This window comes from Vibrio sp. Scap24 (assembly GCF_013394185.1).
GTDB lineage: Bacteria > Pseudomonadota > Gammaproteobacteria > Enterobacterales > Vibrionaceae > Vibrio > Vibrio pomeroyi.
Genome location: NZ_CP041332.1, coordinates 2,867,829 through 2,885,966, shown reverse-complemented (window position 1 = coordinate 2,885,966; position 18,138 = coordinate 2,867,829). Strand labels below are relative to the sequence as shown.

Below are 18,138 nucleotides of genomic sequence, written 5' to 3'. Positions count from 1 at the left end.
GGTTATTTACTTAAGTTTATTTAATGAACTGATACCCGAATAAGCAACGCCCGATAGCTCTGCCATCTCGCGATTCCATGTTGCCAAATCATGAGGATTAAATTGATTCAAATGATCATGCCCACATGCCCTCGCCATCACTTGCATTAATTCTGTCGAGGCTTCGAAGAAGTTCTTAAGCTGATTCGATGCTTTCTCGACATTCAAACGCTGACGTAAATCGGCCTTTTGAGTCGCAATACCCGCCGGGCAATTATTGGTGTTACACATTCTCGCCGCCACACAACCTATCGACTGCATCGCACTGTTTGAGATAGCGACACCATCAGCACCAAGCGCCATCGCTTTCACAAAGTCCATCGGCACGCGTAACCCGCCCGTGATGATCAATGTGACTCTGTCACTGACCCCTTGTTTATCGAGATACGCTCTAGCGCGAGCGAGTGCTGGAATAGTGGGAACACTGATATGGTCACGGAACATTTCTGGCGCCGCCCCTGTACCGCCACCACGCCCATCTAAGATGATGTAATCGGCACTGGCATCAAGCGCGAACTGAATGTCTTCTTCGATGTGATTGGCACTTAACTTAAAGCCAATCGGGATGCCACCTGTCACCTCTCGAACACGGTCGGCGAACTTTTTGAAATCCTCAACAGTTTTTAAGTCGACAAAGGTGGGTGGAGAAATCGCAGCCGTGCCCGCTTCTATGCCACGCACTTCCGCGATTTTGCCTATGTTCTTCGCGCCCGGTAAGTGTCCGCCCGTTCCGGTTTTGGCCCCCTGCCCGCCTTTAAAATGGAAGGCTTGAACGTTTTTGAGCTTAGCTTCATCGTAACCAAACTGAGCACTGGCTAATTCATAAAAGTAGCGAGAGTTCGCCGCTTGCTCTTCGGGCAACATACCGCCTTCACCAGAGCAGATACCCGTCCCTGCGAGTTCAGCACCTTTCGCCAATGAGACTTTTGCTTCTTCAGACAGCGAGCCAAAACTCATATCAGACACAAATAAAGAGATGTCCAATTTAAGCGGCTTCTTCGCTTTGGGACCAATAATCAGTTCAGTACCAACGGGCACATTTTCTAACAAAGGCTTGGTGGCCATTTGCGCCACCATCACTTGAATATCATCCCAGTGAGGTAGTAGATGTCTTGGCACGCCCATGGAGGTCATTGGCCCATGATGTCCGACCTTGGATAAACCATCACGCGCTAACTGATGAATAAATTCCACGGTCGGTTCTTCTTTGGTTGCGCTCGCAGCCGGCGACAAATCTGGCGCAGCCGCTTGAATGTGAACCTCTGGGCCTTCTTTCCCAACTTGTTCAGCAGTAAATTGTTTATGAGTGCCATCGCAAAAAGGAAGGTTGTTGGAATACTTACAGCGACAAAGGTAGGCATCTCCGCTTTCTTCGGCGACAAAGCTTTTCGGTTTGAAACCCGTACCGGCATGGGAACCGTCACAAAAGGGCTGACTTTTAGATCGGCCGCAGGTACAAAAGTAATACTCTTCTCCCTCTGTCAGCTCGACTTTGACGGGTTTGTTATCCGCGATTACTGGACTCTTCATTGTTCGTTCACCTTTTCTTTTTTATGATTTGATGACTGAAGCGATGACTTGCTCACAAGAGTAAAGTAAAGGTGAGATACGCGGCTAATTCAATAAATGGCCAGATCGGTGAAGTTGATGTACTAGATCGATAGAAACAAAAATGGCCACCCAGTAGGCAGCCATTATGTGTGAGAGCTTAGTCAAAGCTAATGCATGAAGGGTTAATCGAACAGTTCGATGACCAGCTTATTGTCTCTGATCACTAGATTGGGTTCTGATGATTTAATCAACGACTCTTGAACTTTGTTGCTATCGAGTTTGTAAACGGGAGACTGAGACAAAGCAAAACCTATCATCGATACCGCTGGTTTGAGTAGTGTTTCTATTTCAGGCGAAAGCTGTTTGCCTTTTTCTTCAAAGCGCTCTAGTCGCAGCGACTTTAGATATACCTCGCCACTTTCCTTGTCGTATTCAGGGATCGCGCTGAACTCTAAGTCTAAATCCAACCCCATGTTAGGCATATTGAACACTTGAACTTTTGCATTGGTATTCGCCAACACGGACACGCGTTGTTCATCGGCTCGGCCAATTTGCACTTCTAGATCATCCACGGCCACTTGTGCGTACATCACACTTTGTACACCAACCTCTTGTTCGAGCATCACTGAATCTTCAAGGTACTTCGTCATTTCTTGTTCGGTAATGCTGTAGCTAACACAACCACTGAGCATCAGGGCAGTCACAGCTATAATCAAACGGTTCATTAACTTTGTTGTCATTGGAGATAGGCTCTTATTTTTTAAATGCATGGAACGGATGTTACCTCGAGATGATACTGTAAATTAGTTGTCACAATAACAGTGTCGGATAACTGGGCAGAATGATCCACCTAAATGGTAATGTCGTATCAATTGGAATTGATGAAAATAGTAAGGAAAACAATGACTGCATTAACGATATTTTACGATGGAACCTGTCCACTTTGTGCAAAAGAGATGGGCGCGCTGATTAAATCTGATACCAAAAACCAGATCCAGACCGTCGATATCTACAGTGAAGCGTTTTCAAACTACCCGCAAATAGATGCCGAGGCAGCCAATACAATCTTGCATGCACTGGACGAAAACGGAAAGCTGTTGCTTGGTTTAGATGTGACTTACCAAGCGTGGAAGCTAGTAGGAAAAGGTTGGCTGTATGCCCCATTACGTTGGACGATTTTTAAGCCAATGGCAGATTGGTGTTATCTACGGTTTGCCAAGAACCGATATAAAATTTCGTTCTGGCTAACCGGAAAGTCACGTTGCAACGGTAACAGCTGCACTAAATAGCTGTACTAAATTGCATTGGAATTAAGACATGCCGCTGGCGACTTTATAGTACACGATGCCAAACAGAGCTGCGAACACCAATACCGTAACGGCCACTTTCAACCAAATAAATTTCATGCTTTGTCCTTTTAATTCTGTTTACTGTTCCACGCGACAAGTTAGCACAGCAAAACATACGGTTGTGTAATGATTGATAGAACTTTGCAGTCATACCAATCACAGTAGGTAAGAGTCCAGAAATAGCGCAGGAAAAAAGCTTGAGAACAAGGCGGATTTTTTAGATAAGTAGTTATTCTACAATCAAAAAATCTAACGACGTTATCGAGATTTTTAACAAGCTAGGGTGAACAGTTATTTACTACGATTGGTATCAACCCAGATTCCCTGAGAGAGACTTTATGTCGGCAAAAGAGAGAAACCTTCCCACACATCGACTTTCTAGATTCAGTAAGTTTGCCTCGCTGGCGACAAGGGTCGCGGGCAATGTGCTAACAGAAGGCACCAAGCAGATTGCACAGGGCAACAGGCCCAAAGCAAAAGACTTATTGTTAACGCCACAAAACATTGCTCGCCTGACCGATCAACTCGCACACCTGCGTGGAGCAGCAATGAAACTGGGGCAGATGCTTTCAATGGATGCGGGCGATGTCCTAGAACCTGAATTAGCCGACATTCTTTCTCGCCTGCGCTCCGATGCCGACCCACTGCCAACAAAGCAGCTCAATCAAGTCTTAGAAAGCTCACTCGGGAACCACTGGAAAACCGAATTCCTTTCCTTCAACTTTAAACCGATCGCCAGTGCATCTATCGGCCAAGTTCACCAAGCCTATAGCGATGCGGGGGATAAACTCGCCGTCAAAGTCCAATACCCAGGCATTCGAAAAAGCATCGACAGTGATGTTGATAACGTAGGCACACTGCTCAATATTGTTGGTTTGATACCAAAGTCGGTCGACTACAAAGGCTTATTGGAAGAGGCAAAGAAACAGCTCCACGATGAAGCGGACTATGCTCGCGAGGCTGACTACGCGACTCGTTACCATGATGCATTGAAAGCGCACTCCCACTTCGTCGTACCTAAGATCCATCCGCAAGTCTCTTCAGAATCCGTGCTCGCCATGGACTTCATCGAAGGCGTCTCAATAGAACAGATAGAAGGTTACGACCAAAGCCCCCGTGACTTTGTGATGTGCAGTTTGCTCGAACTTCTGTTCAGAGAATTGTTTGATTTCAAAATGGTGCAAACCGACCCCAATTTCGCCAACTATCTCTACGTTGAAAACACTCGGCAGATTGGCTTGTTAGATTTCGGAGCAACCCGAGAATACAGCGACCGCTTCAGCGAAGGTTACCGCTTAGCCTTTTCGTCAGTGATTAATAACAATGAGCAAGGGCTCAACCAAGCGTTAGAGCAAATTGGATTCTTCAGCGAGACTATTCTTCCCGATCAACGCCAAGCGATTTTAAACCTCGTAAAGATGGCCTGTGAGCCGATGTTGGTTGACGAAGACTACGACTTCAAAGCCAGTGGTTTGGCACAGCGACTTCGTGAAGCGGGCACCATATTGAGCATGGAGCAAAAGTATTGGCACACACCGCCCGCCGATGCGCTGTTCCTACACCGAAAAATTGGTGGCATGTACCTATTAGCGGCGCGCCTTGGTGCGAAAGTGAATATCAGTCGTTTGGTCGCTCCATATCTTATATCAGAGAGCAAAAGCACAACTAAAAACGATAGTGAAAGCGACAGTAAATGATAAGCAAAGTGATCATTTCAACGTGCTCAAGAGTAATAACCATTACGCCAACTAAAATGAGCCAAACCTATGAAATGTTCACTACTTTGCTCAACCGTACTGATTACCAGCCTAACAAGCTCTATCGCTTTTGCATCGAGCTGTCCCGAGATACTTAATGGCAAACAACGCTTGTTAAACTCAACCGAAGAAATCGCCTTGTGTGATGAATTTCAAGGCAAGACTCTCTTAGTAGTTAATACGGCAAGCCAATGTGGCTTCACTCCGCAATTTGAGCAGCTCGAGCAACTTCATCAAACCTACAAAGATCAAGGCTTCACGGTTATCGGCTTTCCAAGTAATGATTTTCGCCAAGACAAAGGGAGCGAAGAGAAATCGGCTAAAGTCTGTTATCTCGACTACGGTGTTACCTTCCCTATGATGGCGCGAGCTTCACTGTCTGGCAGTAGCGCCAACCCAGTATTTGCCGAGATACAACAGCAAGCAGGCGTAACGCCCAAATGGAACTTCTACAAATTCTTGATCAGTAAAGAAGGCAAAGTGGTCGCCACCTTCCCTAGCTCAACATCACCAGTGAGCGCCACGCTCAAAAACGCGATTGAGCAGCAGTTATGAGGGCGGACTATATGGCAACAACTCAAACCCGTAACACCATGGCGAAACTGGGGTATATGGGGTTAATCCCTTTTCTATTTGGCCTACTCCTTTCTCTGACCGACAGCCAATTCATCGGAATAAGTGGGGAAACGCTCTTCATCACCTACAGCGTGGTTATCTTGAGTTTTCTTTCGGGTATCTTGTGGGGAAATGGCATCGAAAACTTCGAAAGCCAATCAAGCAACAAGGCGCTGATTCTCAGCAACGTGATTGTGTTAGTCGCATGGTTGGCGGTGTTGCTTGGAGAGCAAAAAGAGTTTCTCACTACCCTGATTCTGATCCTTGGCTACATTGCGGTTTGGCGAACTGAAAGAACGATGAGAGAAGAGAACCAGAGCCAAGGACCAGACGGCTACTTTGATATGAGGACTCGGCTCACCTCTAGCGTGGTATTGATGCACGGTATCGTGATGCTGACCTAGCCCTGTGAAGCTTTATTTGAAGTGTGAGCCTTTAATTTAGTTGAGAGCCTTTGATTAAAACCGTTAGCAATAATCTAGATGATGAGCTGCATCACCAATCTTGGCTCATCATCACCAAAGTAGTTTTCTTCTTGCGTAATAGTAACGAACCCCATCGATGCATAAAGCGCACAAGCCGATGTGTTATTTGGGTCCACGGTGAGCAATAGCTTAGATTCTTGAGGAAGCTGCACTATTGCATGATGCATCAATTTTCGACCAACCCCCATCCCACGATAATTCGGATCCACCGCCAATGATAAGATCCAAAATTCATGCTGTTTATCTGTGGTCGTCATCAAAGCATAGCCCGCCACCTTAGAGTCTTGCTTAGCAACTAATAAGCCTTTGTCCCAGCAATCAAATGCCTGACGAAAGAAAAACTGCGGATAGGCGTGATCACCAAACAAAGCATGTTCAAGCTGATAAATATCAGCCAGTTCTTGTTTTTCTGCACAGACAATATTCATAGATAGACCTTTATAGAGATGACTACAACCACCCTACTACTACAGTCTGCCTTCAACTAAAGACAGCCAAGTAGGTATTTGTTCTCTATACCATTGGATGTATTTCGAAGCTTGGGGGTTGTTACGCGCGACTAATATATTCGTGACTTCGATTACGATCCAGCTTTTCGCGATGATCAATTGCCTTATTAAATCTTCTCTGGAAATCAGATTGTTATGATGTAGGTAATGGTCAACAATAAACTCATAATCAGACAAAGTCCCCATGCGAGAAACGAGCGGCGCTAAATCGATAGCTGGGCTGCCATAGCCAAAGCGCTCCCAATCAAATAACACCAGCTGACCGTTAGCTCTTCTTCCCCAATTTCCCTCGTTCGCATCCCCAGAGACTAAGGTTTTATGGTCGAACAAAACCCCACTCAATTTCTGAATACGCAGTAAGCTGTCTTGAGTAACTTGAGGTAATTTGAGAGACGCTAATGCAGCTTCAGTATCAGAGCGCTTCCAACAGTGTTCTTTCACTGCAAAATTCGGAAAATATTGAGATTGGTGAATTCGCGATAGTTGCTGATATGCCTCTGGGGAGGCTTGAAGTTCATTTAATGTCAAAGAGTGCGGAATGTGCTCGATAAAGAGATCATCGCCTTTCACAGCTAATAACTTAGGGCTATTTACACCAGACAAGTGCTGCGCAGCATTTTGGTAAAAAGAAATCTCAATCTCACCCGCTCCTTGCTTTCGAATACAAGGCTCACCGTTAAGTTGTTCTATAGATAATCGAGCAGAACCCATGTTAGATAGGTCTTTGTTACTCATTAGATCTCGCTCAGATTACAATGCAACGCCTGACCTTTATCGCTTATTTACCAAATGCGACTCTATCAATGACCATTGCTGCTCAAAAGGTAAAAATTTCTTGTGAGGTATGAATTTACGAGCGGCTAGGTTCTGTTTTAAATAAACCTCTTCCAACGCCCAGATATGGTGGTCAGCAAAAACGCCCCAAGCACAAACTCCATCAGTAATACTCGCTTTTGAAAGTTCATTAATGGACAAGTAACCGCCAACAAATTCGACTGACTTCTTAACATCCATATCAAACATGTACATGCAACCACGAGCTATTTCGTAGGCTGGTGGCATGTATTGAACCAAATCCCAATCGATAATACCGCTCACTTTAGAACACTTATCAAAGAAGAGATTATAATGATGGAAGTCACCGTGAATCAGTACTCGCTCGGTTTTGGGTTCGTAGGAATGGACACTTTGGCTACTCGCTAGAAAACTACGTTGCTGTATAGACCTCTGTAGCGCCCATTCATCCTCGACGTTTTGCTCCCCTTTCGATTCGATAGCAGCAATGATCTTATCAAGACGCTGCAGCCATAGCTCTCTGTGCCATGATAGTTGGATAACTGGGAACATCTCATTTGGCAATCCATTTCGAGGGTAGAGGCTCAACTGGCGATGAAGCTTTGCGAGAGTAGCACCGGCTTCGAATGCATGCGTGTCTGTCAAAGCGTGCTTCTCAATCAACGAGCCCTGAGCCTCAGGAAATAACGCGTAGTATTCACCTTTGGCCTTAACAAAGCTTTGACCATTTGAAGTAAGACACGGCAAAACCACAGTTGGGACTTTTTGAGATAGAAAGAACAACAGTTCGTGCTCGTTCTTGATACGACTAGCATCAAGAGTCCGGTACTTCCTCAAAAAGAAAGCTGGCTTTGAACCCACCTTATACACCGAATTAGTTGCTCCATGAGTAACCTCAGTTAACGAAGCATGACATTTGGTTTCTATCCAATGAGAAAGTATATCCGCGTTCATCATATCGCTTTATACCTTAATTCGTTACTGTCGACTAACCAACAGATTAGCGCCAGATAATGCGAGAAAAACCGAGCACGCTTTGTTGAAACGCTTAGCCATTTGCGGCTTGGAGAACCAGTTTCTTAGGTATAAACCAAAGGCCGCGTAGAGAGAAATCGCGAGCATTTCTAACACTAAGAAGGTGCTTCCTAGGATGAAGAATTGCGTGTTTACATTCGCGGTGACATCTACAAATTGAGGTAGGAATGCTGTGAAGATAAGTATTGCTTTTGGGTTGCCAGCCGCCAGTGCGAACTCTTGTTTAACAAGGCCAAACCAATTCTTATTGCGCTCAATGTCCGCGACTGGGCTGGCTTGTGAACGCCATAGGTTGAACGCTATCCACAACAAGTACATGGCGCCAAAAAGTTTGATAAGGAAGAACAAGGTTTCAGAAGTATAAAGAACGACAGCCAAGCCAGAAGCCGCCAAGGCGATCATGCCAGAAAATGCTGTGATCCGACCTAACCCCGCAATCAAAGCCGCTTGAAATCCATAACAACGGGCGTTGTTCATTGATAACAAATTATTGGGGCCCGGTGTCATATTGAGCGCAAAACAAGCCGGGATAAACAGCAGTAACTTCCAGATTTCCATTGGTGCTTCCTAATTGCCAAATGCCGTGATTATAAAATCCTTAAACAAGGTATTATCGTTTATAACAGCATTTCATCTCTTTTGTAACTGCATAAAAAAGAAGCACCAAATCTACACAGTAAACTTCAATCAGTTCTCAAAAAACTGTTCGTACTCAGGTGTCGCTAAATTTTCAGCAACGCCAATTTCACCGACGAAATAGATAGCACTCGCAATTGTGTCTATCGTAGGATTCGATTCTCGCTCTGGAAAATCGCCAACGACGGGAACAGATTTTGGCGCAGAAACCGAACTGCAAACAAGGCTGTTACATACCCTGTTTTGATTTTCTAAGGAGATAGCTTCGGGAACGTCAAAGTGCTGAGTGAGTACGTCGTGGTTAGACAATTCAGAAGAAGCGTACGATAGGGTTGAGAGTAGAGCTGAGAGCACAATCCACTTGTTCATGTATCTTTCCATTGATGGTATTCATTGAATTTATAAATACTATCGAACCTTACACATTATGAACAGTGTTTTATTTCAATTTGCGTGAGACTGCTTTCCCAGCATGAACTTGTCTAGCAGAGCTTGCGGGACAACGATCACCGAGAATTTAACAAAGGCCACCAGCGTGATTACACCAACAGCCGTTCCAAGAATAAAGTCATGTACATCAACCAACACCAATCCCAGAAGCTGATCACTCGCTATCGCCACTAATGCGATGCTGACTGCAGTTACCCATTTGCTGTGTTCATAAGGTAATTGTTCCATCGCTTGGCTTACAAAATACAGAAGCATGAGTCGCACGACATAAGTTGCGCATAGAACAACAACAACACCCCACACACCATAAATGGGCGTCACTGTGAAATAACCAATGGCCGCCATGATCGCACATCCACCTTGAATCCACATTTGCGATTGGCTTGAATCACCGCTAAAACAACCCAGATTCAAATAATCACCTGCATTTTTAATAACGCTAATGGCAAGCAGCGCGACAACAATGGTCCCCGCGTAGTGATAACTGCTCGGTAAAATGAGAGATATAAATCCGGGTACCGTTAGAATCATCAACGAACCTAAAACAATGGCGAGGTTCACTCCGACTAACGCCCTATCAGCACACATTTTACTGCCACACGGCTGTTGAAGCATAGCGACACGGTTTGGAAACCACCAAAGCGCGTAAGGCTGTAACAACAAACCAAGAATCAACGCAAACTTACCGCTAACCGCATAAATCGCGAGTTCTTCAACACCGACGAAGCTTGCCATCACCCAGCGGTCGAGCCCCATGATCATATACATTGATGCCCCGCCAACCAAAACGGGCAGTCCAAATTTTAAGATCTTCGCTGAATATTTGAAGCAACCAAAAGATCCCATCTCTTGCCATTGATAACGCACTAAGCAAACCATCAGCAACACACTGGATACCGCAGCTGAAATCAACACGCCATCTATACCATATCCAGCCTCAAGCAAAACAAAGGTCATAATGGCTTGAACACTGGCTTTCAACACATTGAGCATGCAAAAACGTTTCGCCATCGCGTTCATTCGCATCAGCGTTAGCGGGATAGAAATCGCCCCATCGAGCATGGTTGGAATAAGCAGAAGCAGTATCTGGTAAGGCTGGAATTCAACAGGCAACATTAAGATTAATAGCGGCATACTGAGAGCAATCAAGGCGCCACCAAGCACGCACACCAACACACTCAATGTGAAGCAGTTTGATACCAACTTTCGCTTTTCATCACCTTCGGCGACACCCACATAACGATACATGGCCTCGACAATACCGAAGCTGAACAATATCGTCCCAATGTCTGCCAGCAAAACAATGGCTTCTAAGGAGCCATACTCTGCCAACGTCATATTGTGCGTAATGTACGGAATCATCACCAATGAGATCCCTTTCATCATTAATATGCCGATGGCGTAGTAAGCCGACTGCTTTAATGAACCCATAGTCGTCACCTATTCCTTACCAAGCTGGCTTTAGGAAACTTTTACAGTCTCCAATTAGGTGTCGCAATGTGCGTTTTTGAGGTGACATGACCAAAGAACGGAAGCTGTAGGCAATAGCCTGTCTGTTCTGTTGTAAACCTCGATAATAGTCAGCATAACCTTCAAGTATTCTCGCCTTGGCAATATTGAAGCTAGACTGCGGTAGGTTCCAACTTTCGCTATCGTCTTGATAGCGTTGAAGAATGGATTCTATGGACTGCAAGTTCCTAAGTTTGAGATTTTCAGTTTGGGTCACTGAGGTGGCTCTCATCAAGTACCCAACCTGCACCGAGTTCAGCACACCTATCTGATGATTTTCACTCATTCGGAGCCATAACTCCCAATCTTCACCGTACTTGATGTCTGCATTAAAACTGTCAGTTTGAGAGAACACTTCGGCCTTGACCATAACGGTCGAGGTGCCAATCACGTTATTTTCGATGATGAACTCTAAAGGGTTTTCGATATTGATGAACAACTCGTCTTGGTCTTGAAATTGTGACCAATAACTGAAGCAGTCAACAATGACTTCGTAATCTTCAGTTAAGTGTTCGTAATTGGTAAAGCTCATCGCCAGATCAGGGTATCGCTGGTGAAACTCAAGTTGGCGTTCGATTTTTTCTGGGAACCAAAAGTCATCCGCATCTAAAAATGCGATGTATTCACCGGTCGCTTTCTCAATACCAAGGTTTCTAGCTTGAGGTGCGCCAACACCCAAGGTAGACAACTTAATAATGCGTTCGTCATGTATCGTCGCAAGATAGGTCGACGTCCCATCGTTGCTGTTGTCGTCAATGATGATCAATTCGACGTCTTGATGAGTCTGTTTAAGCACACTACCGATCGCTTTCGGTAGATAGTCTAAACAGTTGTAGGTAGGAATAATGATACTTACTTTAGCCATAATGACGCTCTCGCAGTTATACGTTATATGACCAACATTGCATGTTCTGTGCCGATCACTTATCTCTACTGGATTGCTTTTATATCAGCGACCTACAAGCCTATTCGCAAAATGACGACGAGGCGTAAACAACGGAGAAACTCAAAATCCCAATTTGATTTCCATTTTGAGAAAACCAGCTCTATTTGAGCGATAACCGCAGGAAAATCATCCCTATCCCCTCTAAGACGCCCTTTAAAACCCCATTCAATCTTGGTTCGTATTTTGCTTTATTCCTTTTAATGACATGGATTTGAGGAGTAAGGAATGAAGAAAGTAGCATTTGTGGCGCCAACCTACCCAGTACTAAGTGAGACATTCATTCAAACAGAAGTCGAGTCTGTGAAAGCTTGTGGGCATGACGTTTGTGTAATGACGTTCAAAATTGAAAACAGCGAAAAGCAGTTCGACTACGACATTGTCGAAATAGGTAAGAATGTTCGGATGGGTAAAATCCCCAACATTAACTGGCTAGGGTTCATCAAGGCTGTTTCATTTGTCTCCAAGCAAAACAGCATGCCCAAAAGATCGCTTTTCGTTTATGGCTTTAAACTGGCTCTGCAACTGGCAGAAAAAGACATCGATCATGTTCACGCACACTTCTGCCAACACACAACCGCGCATGCCATTGTTGCCGCGAAACTTCTCAACATTACTTGCTCGTTTGTCGCCCACGGCCACGACGTGTACGAGTTTGCTTATGATATTGAACACAAGATTTCATCGAGCGATTTCGTGGTAGCGGTCTGCAAAGACATGCTCACCGATTTCAATAACATGGCAAAAGGCAACATCAAACTGCTGCATTGTGGTGTGAACACCAACCAATTTAAGCTACAACCCAAAACGGATACCAAGCTTCTACGTCTTGTGTTCCTTGGTCGACTCGTCGAGCAAAAAGGCATTCATTACTTGATAGATGCGTTGGCACCGATTGCTCAACCTCTGAATATCCACTTGGACATCGTTGGGACTGGGGATATGGAGCAGCAATTGAAAACCCAAGTAGATCAACACGGACTAACTCAAAATGTCACCTTTCTTGGCGCACAACCTCACGAATGGGTAAAAGAAAACCTACCCAATTACGATAGCTTAATCGCCCCATTCTGCTTTTCAGAAACAGGCTGTGTCGACACAGGGCCACTCGTGTTAAAAGAAGCGATGGCTGTGGGTACGCCTGTAATCACGACCAACATTATGGGGTGTAAGGAGATCGTCACGCCAGAGACTGGATTTTTGGTCAATGAGAAAAGTGTTGAGGAATTAAGAGAAACCATTGAGCGTTTTGCACAGCTAAGCAGCAACGACAAAACAGAAATGGGGATGAAGGCAAGAACAAGAGTCGAGCAGAACTTCAATTCATTTAAGCAAGCACAGCAGCTGTCTCACTGGATAGAAAACCCAGCTTAACGCCATAAGCAATAAGCAATAAGCGTTATAAAGTGAGGCAGGAACAAAGCGTTACATTGATGCACACTGTAACGCTAGGATTGCGATGCCTTAACTATCGAGCCTTCTTATCCGGCGCGTAAAGCTAAGATTTCGGTAAGATCGTCAGTCTCTGAATATCGACTCAGGTTTTGCTCTTTAGAAGAAATCGCCACAATAGACATGCGGTCGGCCAGCTCGTTGCCTTCAATACCTACGTGTCCATTAACGTGGTGGATGGTAATTTGAGATGCGAGTTCTTGGTAAAGCGCATAAGCAGGCTTGATGATATCAAGGTTTTTGATCTCGCCACCGGACTTCGTCCACCCCTTTTTCTCCCAACCTGATGCCCACTTAGTAATGCAGTCTATCGAGTATTTCGAATCGCAATAAATCGCCACAGACAAACCGGCTTGCAGCTTTTCTTGCGCGAGGATGAATGCTTGCTTTAAACCTTGCAGCTCAGCGGTATTATTCGTGCCCATCGGTTGATACAAGCCATACCACAACTCGGTTAGCTCATTCTTCAAGTAGACCGCTAACCCTGTTCCCGCTTCACCAGGGTTTGGCTCACAAGCGCCATCGGTAAAGATCTTGATGTCAAAAGGCATATCCGTAATTTGCTGCTGAGAAAGAGGCGGAACTTTCGCTTTAGTGGCTGTACGTGGCTTCGCAAATGCAGGCTTAGCACCTGAACTCGACTGAGATGCAGAAGACGCTTTACCACCGAAAGCAGACTCTGCTTCGCCTAGTGTTGGAAACGATTTATATCTCGCGCCTGCAAAGCCATCGACCTGAGCTTTACACTCGTTCCAAGTGGTAAAAATACCCGGTGTGCGACCTTTCCAAACCACATAATACTTCTTAGCCAAATTAACTCCTTACCAGAACCTAAATACACGATACCCAAACCTAAAATGATTCAGCTGTGGGATAGTAATTATGCCTGATTAAGCTTGAAACCACATAAATCATTGCATGAAATACAGCGTGTGTTTCAAGAATATCTGCGTTATCGACCAAGTATAGAGCGTTATTTCAAATCACAAACCTGACAGCTTCTGATCAGGAACCTCTATGGGCTTCAAGATCTTGTTTTAGTTTGGTCGTTAACTTTTGAACTTTAGGTAGGACTTGTTGCATTAACGACTGAGTCATGATCATTGACTCTGTCGTCACTGTTGGCATTTTTTTCAGAATGCTTTTTCCATGTTCTGTTTTGTAGAAATCGATCATTGCACCGAGCTCTTCTTCCGTGAATTGATTGCTGTAAATCGTTACAATTCCGGGCTCTAGCTTTTGCCAACTGACCTCCTCTTTCATCAACTCGTTCATACTTTGATAGTAATCATCAAAGATAGCTTGTTCTGACTCCGAAACCTCTAGATCTTTAGACATTTTAGCCATCATGCTATCCATTTGAACGTACACCGCGTCCAACGTGGAATCGACATCCATGATCTGAAGAAGCTCTTTTATCAGAGCTTGCCTGCTATCTTGCGCCGCTGATAATTGCAGCGGTACGATTAGAAATAAAATTGCGAAAAATCTGTACATTTTGAGGTCCCTTTAGCTTTGTAAAACAGATGAAATATCTTATAAAACATCTCAACACATTGAATTATTTGCAAATTTACTCACTTTTAATCCATAAGTAAAACGAATTAAACGGTACAAAATAATATAAAATCAATTGCACTTGAATGTAAGGAGTTTATTGGACAGATATGAAGAAGACTAAGAGAGGAACAGAGCGCTTTTAAATAAAGAACTACAAGAGAACTAGAGCCTAGAACACTCGTTTCAAGTAATAACTCATACACTTGAAACGAGGATAACTAATGGCGTGACACGCCGTATCAATTGAGCTGCGTATTAATGAAAAAGGAAATCAACCGCGACAAGATTGTAGAACAAGAACACCGCCATGCTGACACCGATCGTTAGTAACACATTGCCGGTTTTCCATATCAACAGACCTGTCACCACCGCCCCAATCAAGTAAGGATTCTCTAGGCTTGGCCAAAATGTCTGTTCTGGTGCAAACACAATCGGCCCCCAAATCGCAGTCAGCACTGCTGGGCTTGAATAACGTAGCAAGCGTCGCGCTGTTTGGTTTAATCGAAGTGGGATTGCAGGTTCTAGGAACAGATATCGGCTAAAGAACACAATCGCTGTCATGAGTAATATCGTTAACCAAATCATCTCTATTTCCCTTCCACTGCTGGCTTGTTGCCATTGTTTCGCTCTTGAAACGACTCACTGAAAAAGCCCGCTAACATGCCAGCAATCGCTGCAATCATGAGCCCACCTTCAACGCTGTTGACCGACATAGCAACCGATGTAACCAGAGAAACCACCACACATACAACTACAGGCAATGTTCTGATTAACGGGAATACCAACGCGATAAAGGTCGCAGCTACTGCGAAGTCGAGACCGATTTCATTGAGTGACGGGATTTGGCTTCCTGCGACAATGCCAACGAAGCTCGCGATATTCCAAACCAGATAAAAACCACCGCCTACGCCCGCCGCGTACCAACGATTGAACTCTTGCTGAGATTGCCCGCTGCATATAGCAAACAGCTCGTCAGTGAGCCAAAATCCGAGCAACAAACGCCAACGCGTAGGAAGGTGACTGATTTTGTCGCGCATCGATACGCTGTATAAAAAATGCCTTGAGGTGATGAACAACGTGGTCAGCAACATAGTGCCAAGGCCAATACCCGCTTTGAACATGCCCGCGGCGACCAGTTGCGCTGAGCCAGCAAATAGAATCGCTGACATCGCTTGTGCTTGCAGTTGATTCAATCCGGCGTCTATCGCGTATGAGCCCGCAAGAATCCCCCACGGGATCACGGCGATACTCAGCGGCATTCCAGCTAAAACGCCCTTCCATAACTGAGTGCGCCTATCCATCTTTTGATTATCCATATTATTCTTTTCTCTCTTCACATTGGCTATTCAATGTAAAAACACCTGAGTGGGTTCGATTGTACAAACTTGCTCGATTTCGCGATCGAATTAACGTATCTGATTTAGAGCATTTTGATGTATTGCCCCGGCGTGTAGCCATTGGCTTTTTTAAAGTGTCGATGAAAATGGCTTTGGTCGTGAAAGCCACATTCTTGAGCGGTATCAGAAATGGTATGTCCTTGCTTCAATAACTTACGAGAAAGCCTCAGCCGAGACTGGATCTGATACGCATGAGGAGGAAGACCAAACTCTTTTTGGAAAGAACGCACTAAATGAAACGGGCTTAAAGCGGCCAGTTTAGAGAGTTCTTCTAGGGAGACATCGGCTTGCGGAAAATCATCCAAAAACTCTTTCACCAAAACAAGCTGACGCTGAGTTTTTCCGTCTAGTTGTGGCTTAAGGCTCGACTTGCCATGTCGACTAATCAGCTTAACCAACATTCCGTACATCAAGGTTTCTCGTAACAGGCGATTGTCTGATTCATCAATCGCGTTGAACACCAGCCTTAATTGGTTAGCGAGTTCAGGGTCTTCAACCACCGCTCTTGGGAAATAAGGCGCGCCGTAATTGGGTAAGTTAAGCTCTTGAGTAATTTTGGCGAGTTGCTCAGGAAGTGGATACATTGCGCGATACGCCCAACCACCTTCAGTGGCAGAGTGTCCGCTATGCACTTCATCTGCATTGACCAGAATGATGGCATCTTGTGGTGCAACATGATGCCCGCCTGTTCGATAGAAGCGTTGAGCGCCCTGCTCGATAACACCAAGTGTGTAGCCCTCGTGGCTATGGCGTGAGAAGTTCTGCTTTTCGTATTCAGCATTCAGGATTTCAAGGCCACCGAGTTCTTCTGTGATCTTATATTCGGCCTTTTCTTTAGAACGTTTCTTGTTCTCCATAACAATTCCCAAGCCTGTCAATTATCGAGCGACTTATCAGTCTACTCTATAGGCTCTTTCAGCTTTTGTACAAAATTGCGCATTTGGCGGTTAATGCACTTTTTGACCAGAGAATTAAACGGCTCAATAACGTGTTCTAATTGCGAGCAAGATCGTGCTCTTTAAGCAGTTGGCGAAGAATTGACAAATCAGTGACTTAATCATGCTCATAATTCCCGCCAACTATTGGTAACTGTTCAGAGATATGATGAAGAAAGCCTTAGCATTGATCTTTTTCTTGAGCCTTACGGGCTGCACGCACAATCAATCCAAAGCACTAAGCATGAACTCCTCGTCGGTTAATACATACCCACAATCGATGTCGAACCTGCAACTGTGCGACACCTTGTATTACGGGCGCTCGAGCAATCAAACACTGGCGGCCATTGGCAGTGAGTTTAATCGAAGAGGATTATCAAAAAGTTGGTGTGATACCGAAACCAATAAACTCTATCTAACAAAGACAATTGATTGGGTCGCTGAACAAGTCGAAGACAAGGAAGATTCAGAGGAAGAAGCGTCTGCTGTTGTGCTGCCTGCGAATTAAGACGGGTTAGCAATGTTGTTTGCTTATTGGCTAAGCAGACTAGGTACGGCTAATCAAACCTAGTCTAATGTTCAGGCACATCATTGATATGCTGTGACACACGAACTAGCTTACTGGTTTTAAAACCCATGCTCTGCGCTCGTTCGATCAGCGAATCTAGGTCTTGTTTGGTAAACTCTGCAGTGCGATACAAGATCTGTAAGGTGTTTTTGGTAGGGCCTACCAACAAAGCCTGAGTGTAATCTTCATTCAAAAAAATCACTTTTCTCTGTTGCTCATAAGGGCTGTTCGCTTCGACTGAAAACCACGCTTCGGTTTGAGATCCCTTAAATGTTGCGGCTTGTTCTTTGGTCTTCCACTCTTTCTTTTTTGCGTTATAACCGCGAGTTGTCAGCTTAAGATTACCGTCAGATTCAAATAGAAAGCTAAACGACAAAGAGCCGAGCTTTGACTGCAATGGATGCGGTATATAACAAGCTGAATACCATGTACCTGCGAACCGTTCGGCATCAAAATCGGAGGCGGGGATTTTAGACGTGGGTTTACTGCCACGAAACGTAAACAACAGCTTAATCATTAGCATCGCTAATATTTTGTATGTCATGTCACTTAC

Annotated in this window: 21 protein-coding genes; 6 read left to right on the top strand and 15 right to left on the bottom strand. The window is 44.7% G+C overall.

Annotation, left to right across the window (positions count from 1 at the left end; translation table 11 throughout):
• Positions 1–6: 6 nt before the first annotated feature.
• Positions 7–1,569: a glutamate synthase-related protein gene (locus FLM53_RS12910; RefSeq protein ID WP_176681712.1), complete on the bottom strand. Its 1,563-nt coding sequence runs from the start codon at positions 1,567–1,569 to the stop codon at positions 7–9.
• Positions 1,570–1,772: 203 nt separating this feature from the next.
• Positions 1,773–2,330, bottom strand: a complete 558-nt coding sequence (locus FLM53_RS12905; protein WP_176681713.1) for a DUF1439 domain-containing protein — start codon at positions 2,328–2,330, stop codon at positions 1,773–1,775.
• A gap of 162 nt (positions 2,331–2,492) precedes the next feature.
• Here FLM53_RS12905 and FLM53_RS12900 point away from each other — a divergent pair, with 162 nt between their 5' ends.
• From FLM53_RS12900 to FLM53_RS12885, 4 genes are all read left to right on the top strand, one after another.
• Positions 2,493–2,879 (top strand): thiol-disulfide oxidoreductase DCC family protein, encoded by a 387-nt coding sequence (locus tag FLM53_RS12900; protein ID WP_176681714.1) that lies wholly within the window; start codon positions 2,493–2,495, stop codon positions 2,877–2,879.
• Between the two features lie 398 nt (positions 2,880–3,277).
• Complete coding sequence (locus FLM53_RS12895) at positions 3,278–4,636, top strand: AarF/ABC1/UbiB kinase family protein (protein WP_176681715.1); 1,359 nt, start codon at positions 3,278–3,280, stop codon at positions 4,634–4,636.
• Between the two features lie 69 nt (positions 4,637–4,705).
• Positions 4,706–5,251, top strand: coding sequence for a glutathione peroxidase (locus tag FLM53_RS12890; protein WP_176681716.1), 546 nt, complete (start codon positions 4,706–4,708; stop codon positions 5,249–5,251).
• Positions 5,248–5,715, top strand: coding sequence for a DUF3429 domain-containing protein (locus FLM53_RS12885; protein WP_176681717.1), 468 nt, complete (start codon positions 5,248–5,250; stop codon positions 5,713–5,715). The genes FLM53_RS12890 and FLM53_RS12885 overlap by 4 nt, the downstream gene beginning before the upstream one ends.
• Positions 5,716–5,789: 74 nt before the next feature.
• Here FLM53_RS12885 and FLM53_RS12880 read toward each other — a convergent pair whose 3' ends face one another.
• The 7 genes from FLM53_RS12880 to FLM53_RS12850 all read right to left on the bottom strand — a co-directional run bounded on the left by FLM53_RS12880 (position 5,790) and on the right by FLM53_RS12850 (position 11,595).
• On the bottom strand, positions 5,790–6,224 hold the full coding sequence (locus FLM53_RS12880) for an N-acetyltransferase (protein ID WP_176681718.1): 435 nt from the start codon (positions 6,222–6,224) through the stop codon (positions 5,790–5,792).
• 39 nt (positions 6,225–6,263) lie between these two features.
• On the bottom strand, positions 6,264–7,040 hold the full coding sequence (locus tag FLM53_RS12875; RefSeq protein WP_176681719.1) for a phosphotransferase: 777 nt from the start codon (positions 7,038–7,040) through the stop codon (positions 6,264–6,266).
• Between the two features lie 36 nt (positions 7,041–7,076).
• On the bottom strand, positions 7,077–8,057 hold the full coding sequence (locus FLM53_RS12870; protein WP_176681720.1) for a phosphotransferase enzyme family protein: 981 nt from the start codon (positions 8,055–8,057) through the stop codon (positions 7,077–7,079).
• A 21-nt stretch (positions 8,058–8,078) separates the two neighbouring features.
• Positions 8,079–8,693: a LysE family translocator gene (locus FLM53_RS12865; protein ID WP_176681721.1), complete on the bottom strand. Its 615-nt coding sequence runs from the start codon at positions 8,691–8,693 to the stop codon at positions 8,079–8,081.
• A 129-nt stretch (positions 8,694–8,822) separates the two neighbouring features.
• Positions 8,823–9,140 (bottom strand): hypothetical protein, encoded by a 318-nt coding sequence (locus FLM53_RS12860; RefSeq protein ID WP_176681722.1) that lies wholly within the window; start codon positions 9,138–9,140, stop codon positions 8,823–8,825.
• A gap of 75 nt (positions 9,141–9,215) precedes the next feature.
• Entirely contained in the window at positions 9,216–10,652 is a 1,437-nt protein-coding gene (locus FLM53_RS12855) for a lipopolysaccharide biosynthesis protein (RefSeq protein ID WP_176681723.1), read from the bottom strand.
• A gap of 16 nt (positions 10,653–10,668) precedes the next feature.
• A complete protein-coding gene (locus FLM53_RS12850) occupies positions 10,669–11,595 on the bottom strand; it encodes a glycosyltransferase (protein WP_176681724.1) in 927 nt (308 codons plus the stop codon).
• 306 nt (positions 11,596–11,901) lie between these two features.
• Here FLM53_RS12850 and FLM53_RS12845 point away from each other — a divergent pair, with 306 nt between their 5' ends.
• The gene (locus FLM53_RS12845; protein ID WP_176681725.1) at positions 11,902–13,047 is read left to right on the top strand and encodes a glycosyltransferase; all 1,146 of its coding nucleotides are present in this window, start codon (positions 11,902–11,904) and stop codon (positions 13,045–13,047) included.
• 107 nt (positions 13,048–13,154) lie between these two features.
• Here the strand turns inward: FLM53_RS12845 and FLM53_RS12840 are convergent, their stop codons facing one another.
• The 5 genes from FLM53_RS12840 to FLM53_RS12820 form a co-directional block, all read right to left on the bottom strand.
• Positions 13,155–13,937, bottom strand: coding sequence for a viroplasmin family protein (locus tag FLM53_RS12840; protein WP_176681726.1), 783 nt, complete (start codon positions 13,935–13,937; stop codon positions 13,155–13,157).
• 193 nt (positions 13,938–14,130) lie between these two features.
• Positions 14,131–14,622 (bottom strand): DUF2059 domain-containing protein, encoded by a 492-nt coding sequence (locus tag FLM53_RS12835; protein WP_176681727.1) that lies wholly within the window; start codon positions 14,620–14,622, stop codon positions 14,131–14,133.
• 318 nt (positions 14,623–14,940) lie between these two features.
• A complete protein-coding gene (locus FLM53_RS12830) occupies positions 14,941–15,270 on the bottom strand; it encodes an AzlD domain-containing protein (protein ID WP_102268970.1) in 330 nt (109 codons plus the stop codon).
• A gap of 2 nt (positions 15,271–15,272) precedes the next feature.
• Entirely contained in the window at positions 15,273–16,001 is a 729-nt protein-coding gene (locus tag FLM53_RS12825; protein WP_176681728.1) for an AzlC family ABC transporter permease, read from the bottom strand.
• A gap of 104 nt (positions 16,002–16,105) precedes the next feature.
• Positions 16,106–16,939 carry an AraC family transcriptional regulator gene (locus tag FLM53_RS12820; RefSeq protein WP_017631022.1) on the bottom strand — a complete coding sequence of 278 codons (834 nt, stop codon included), beginning with the start codon at positions 16,937–16,939 and terminating at the stop codon, positions 16,106–16,108.
• A 247-nt stretch (positions 16,940–17,186) separates the two neighbouring features.
• On the opposite strand from FLM53_RS12820, the gene FLM53_RS12815 reads away from it, so the two are divergent.
• Positions 17,187–17,525, top strand: a complete 339-nt coding sequence (locus tag FLM53_RS12815; protein ID WP_017631023.1) for a hypothetical protein — start codon at positions 17,187–17,189, stop codon at positions 17,523–17,525.
• Between the two features lie 64 nt (positions 17,526–17,589).
• On the opposite strand, the gene FLM53_RS12810 is transcribed toward FLM53_RS12815, so the two are convergent.
• On the bottom strand, positions 17,590–18,129 hold the full coding sequence (locus FLM53_RS12810; RefSeq protein ID WP_176681729.1) for a lipocalin family protein: 540 nt from the start codon (positions 18,127–18,129) through the stop codon (positions 17,590–17,592).
• Positions 18,130–18,138: the final 9 nt, after the last annotated feature.

Coding starts and splice junctions, on each gene's coding strand:
- FLM53_RS12905 (WP_176681713.1), bottom strand. CDS start 2,330: ATGACAACAAAGTTAATGAACCGTTTGATTATAGCTGTGACTGCCCTG.
- FLM53_RS12830 (WP_102268970.1), bottom strand. CDS start 15,270: ATGATTTGGTTAACGATATTACTCATGACAGCGATTGTGTTCTTTAGC.
- FLM53_RS12865 (WP_176681721.1), bottom strand. CDS start 8,693: ATGGAAATCTGGAAGTTACTGCTGTTTATCCCGGCTTGTTTTGCGCTC.
- FLM53_RS12875 (WP_176681719.1), bottom strand. CDS start 7,040: ATGAGTAACAAAGACCTATCTAACATGGGTTCTGCTCGATTATCTATA.
- FLM53_RS12845 (WP_176681725.1), top strand. CDS start 11,902: ATGAAGAAAGTAGCATTTGTGGCGCCAACCTACCCAGTACTAAGTGAG.
- FLM53_RS12820 (WP_017631022.1), bottom strand. CDS start 16,939: ATGGAGAACAAGAAACGTTCTAAAGAAAAGGCCGAATATAAGATCACA.
- FLM53_RS12825 (WP_176681728.1), bottom strand. CDS start 16,001: ATGGATAATCAAAAGATGGATAGGCGCACTCAGTTATGGAAGGGCGTT.
- FLM53_RS12860 (WP_176681722.1), bottom strand. CDS start 9,140: ATGAACAAGTGGATTGTGCTCTCAGCTCTACTCTCAACCCTATCGTAC.
- FLM53_RS12835 (WP_176681727.1), bottom strand. CDS start 14,622: ATGTACAGATTTTTCGCAATTTTATTTCTAATCGTACCGCTGCAATTA.
- FLM53_RS12815 (WP_017631023.1), top strand. CDS start 17,187: ATGAAGAAAGCCTTAGCATTGATCTTTTTCTTGAGCCTTACGGGCTGC.
- FLM53_RS12900 (WP_176681714.1), top strand. CDS start 2,493: ATGACTGCATTAACGATATTTTACGATGGAACCTGTCCACTTTGTGCA.
- FLM53_RS12880 (WP_176681718.1), bottom strand. CDS start 6,224: ATGAATATTGTCTGTGCAGAAAAACAAGAACTGGCTGATATTTATCAG.
- FLM53_RS12910 (WP_176681712.1), bottom strand. CDS start 1,569: ATGAAGAGTCCAGTAATCGCGGATAACAAACCCGTCAAAGTCGAGCTG.
- FLM53_RS12855 (WP_176681723.1), bottom strand. CDS start 10,652: ATGGGTTCATTAAAGCAGTCGGCTTACTACGCCATCGGCATATTAATG.
- FLM53_RS12810 (WP_176681729.1), bottom strand. CDS start 18,129: ATGACATACAAAATATTAGCGATGCTAATGATTAAGCTGTTGTTTACG.
- FLM53_RS12850 (WP_176681724.1), bottom strand. CDS start 11,595: ATGGCTAAAGTAAGTATCATTATTCCTACCTACAACTGTTTAGACTAT.
- FLM53_RS12890 (WP_176681716.1), top strand. CDS start 4,706: ATGAAATGTTCACTACTTTGCTCAACCGTACTGATTACCAGCCTAACA.
- FLM53_RS12870 (WP_176681720.1), bottom strand. CDS start 8,057: ATGATGAACGCGGATATACTTTCTCATTGGATAGAAACCAAATGTCAT.
- FLM53_RS12885 (WP_176681717.1), top strand. CDS start 5,248: ATGAGGGCGGACTATATGGCAACAACTCAAACCCGTAACACCATGGCG.
- FLM53_RS12895 (WP_176681715.1), top strand. CDS start 3,278: ATGTCGGCAAAAGAGAGAAACCTTCCCACACATCGACTTTCTAGATTC.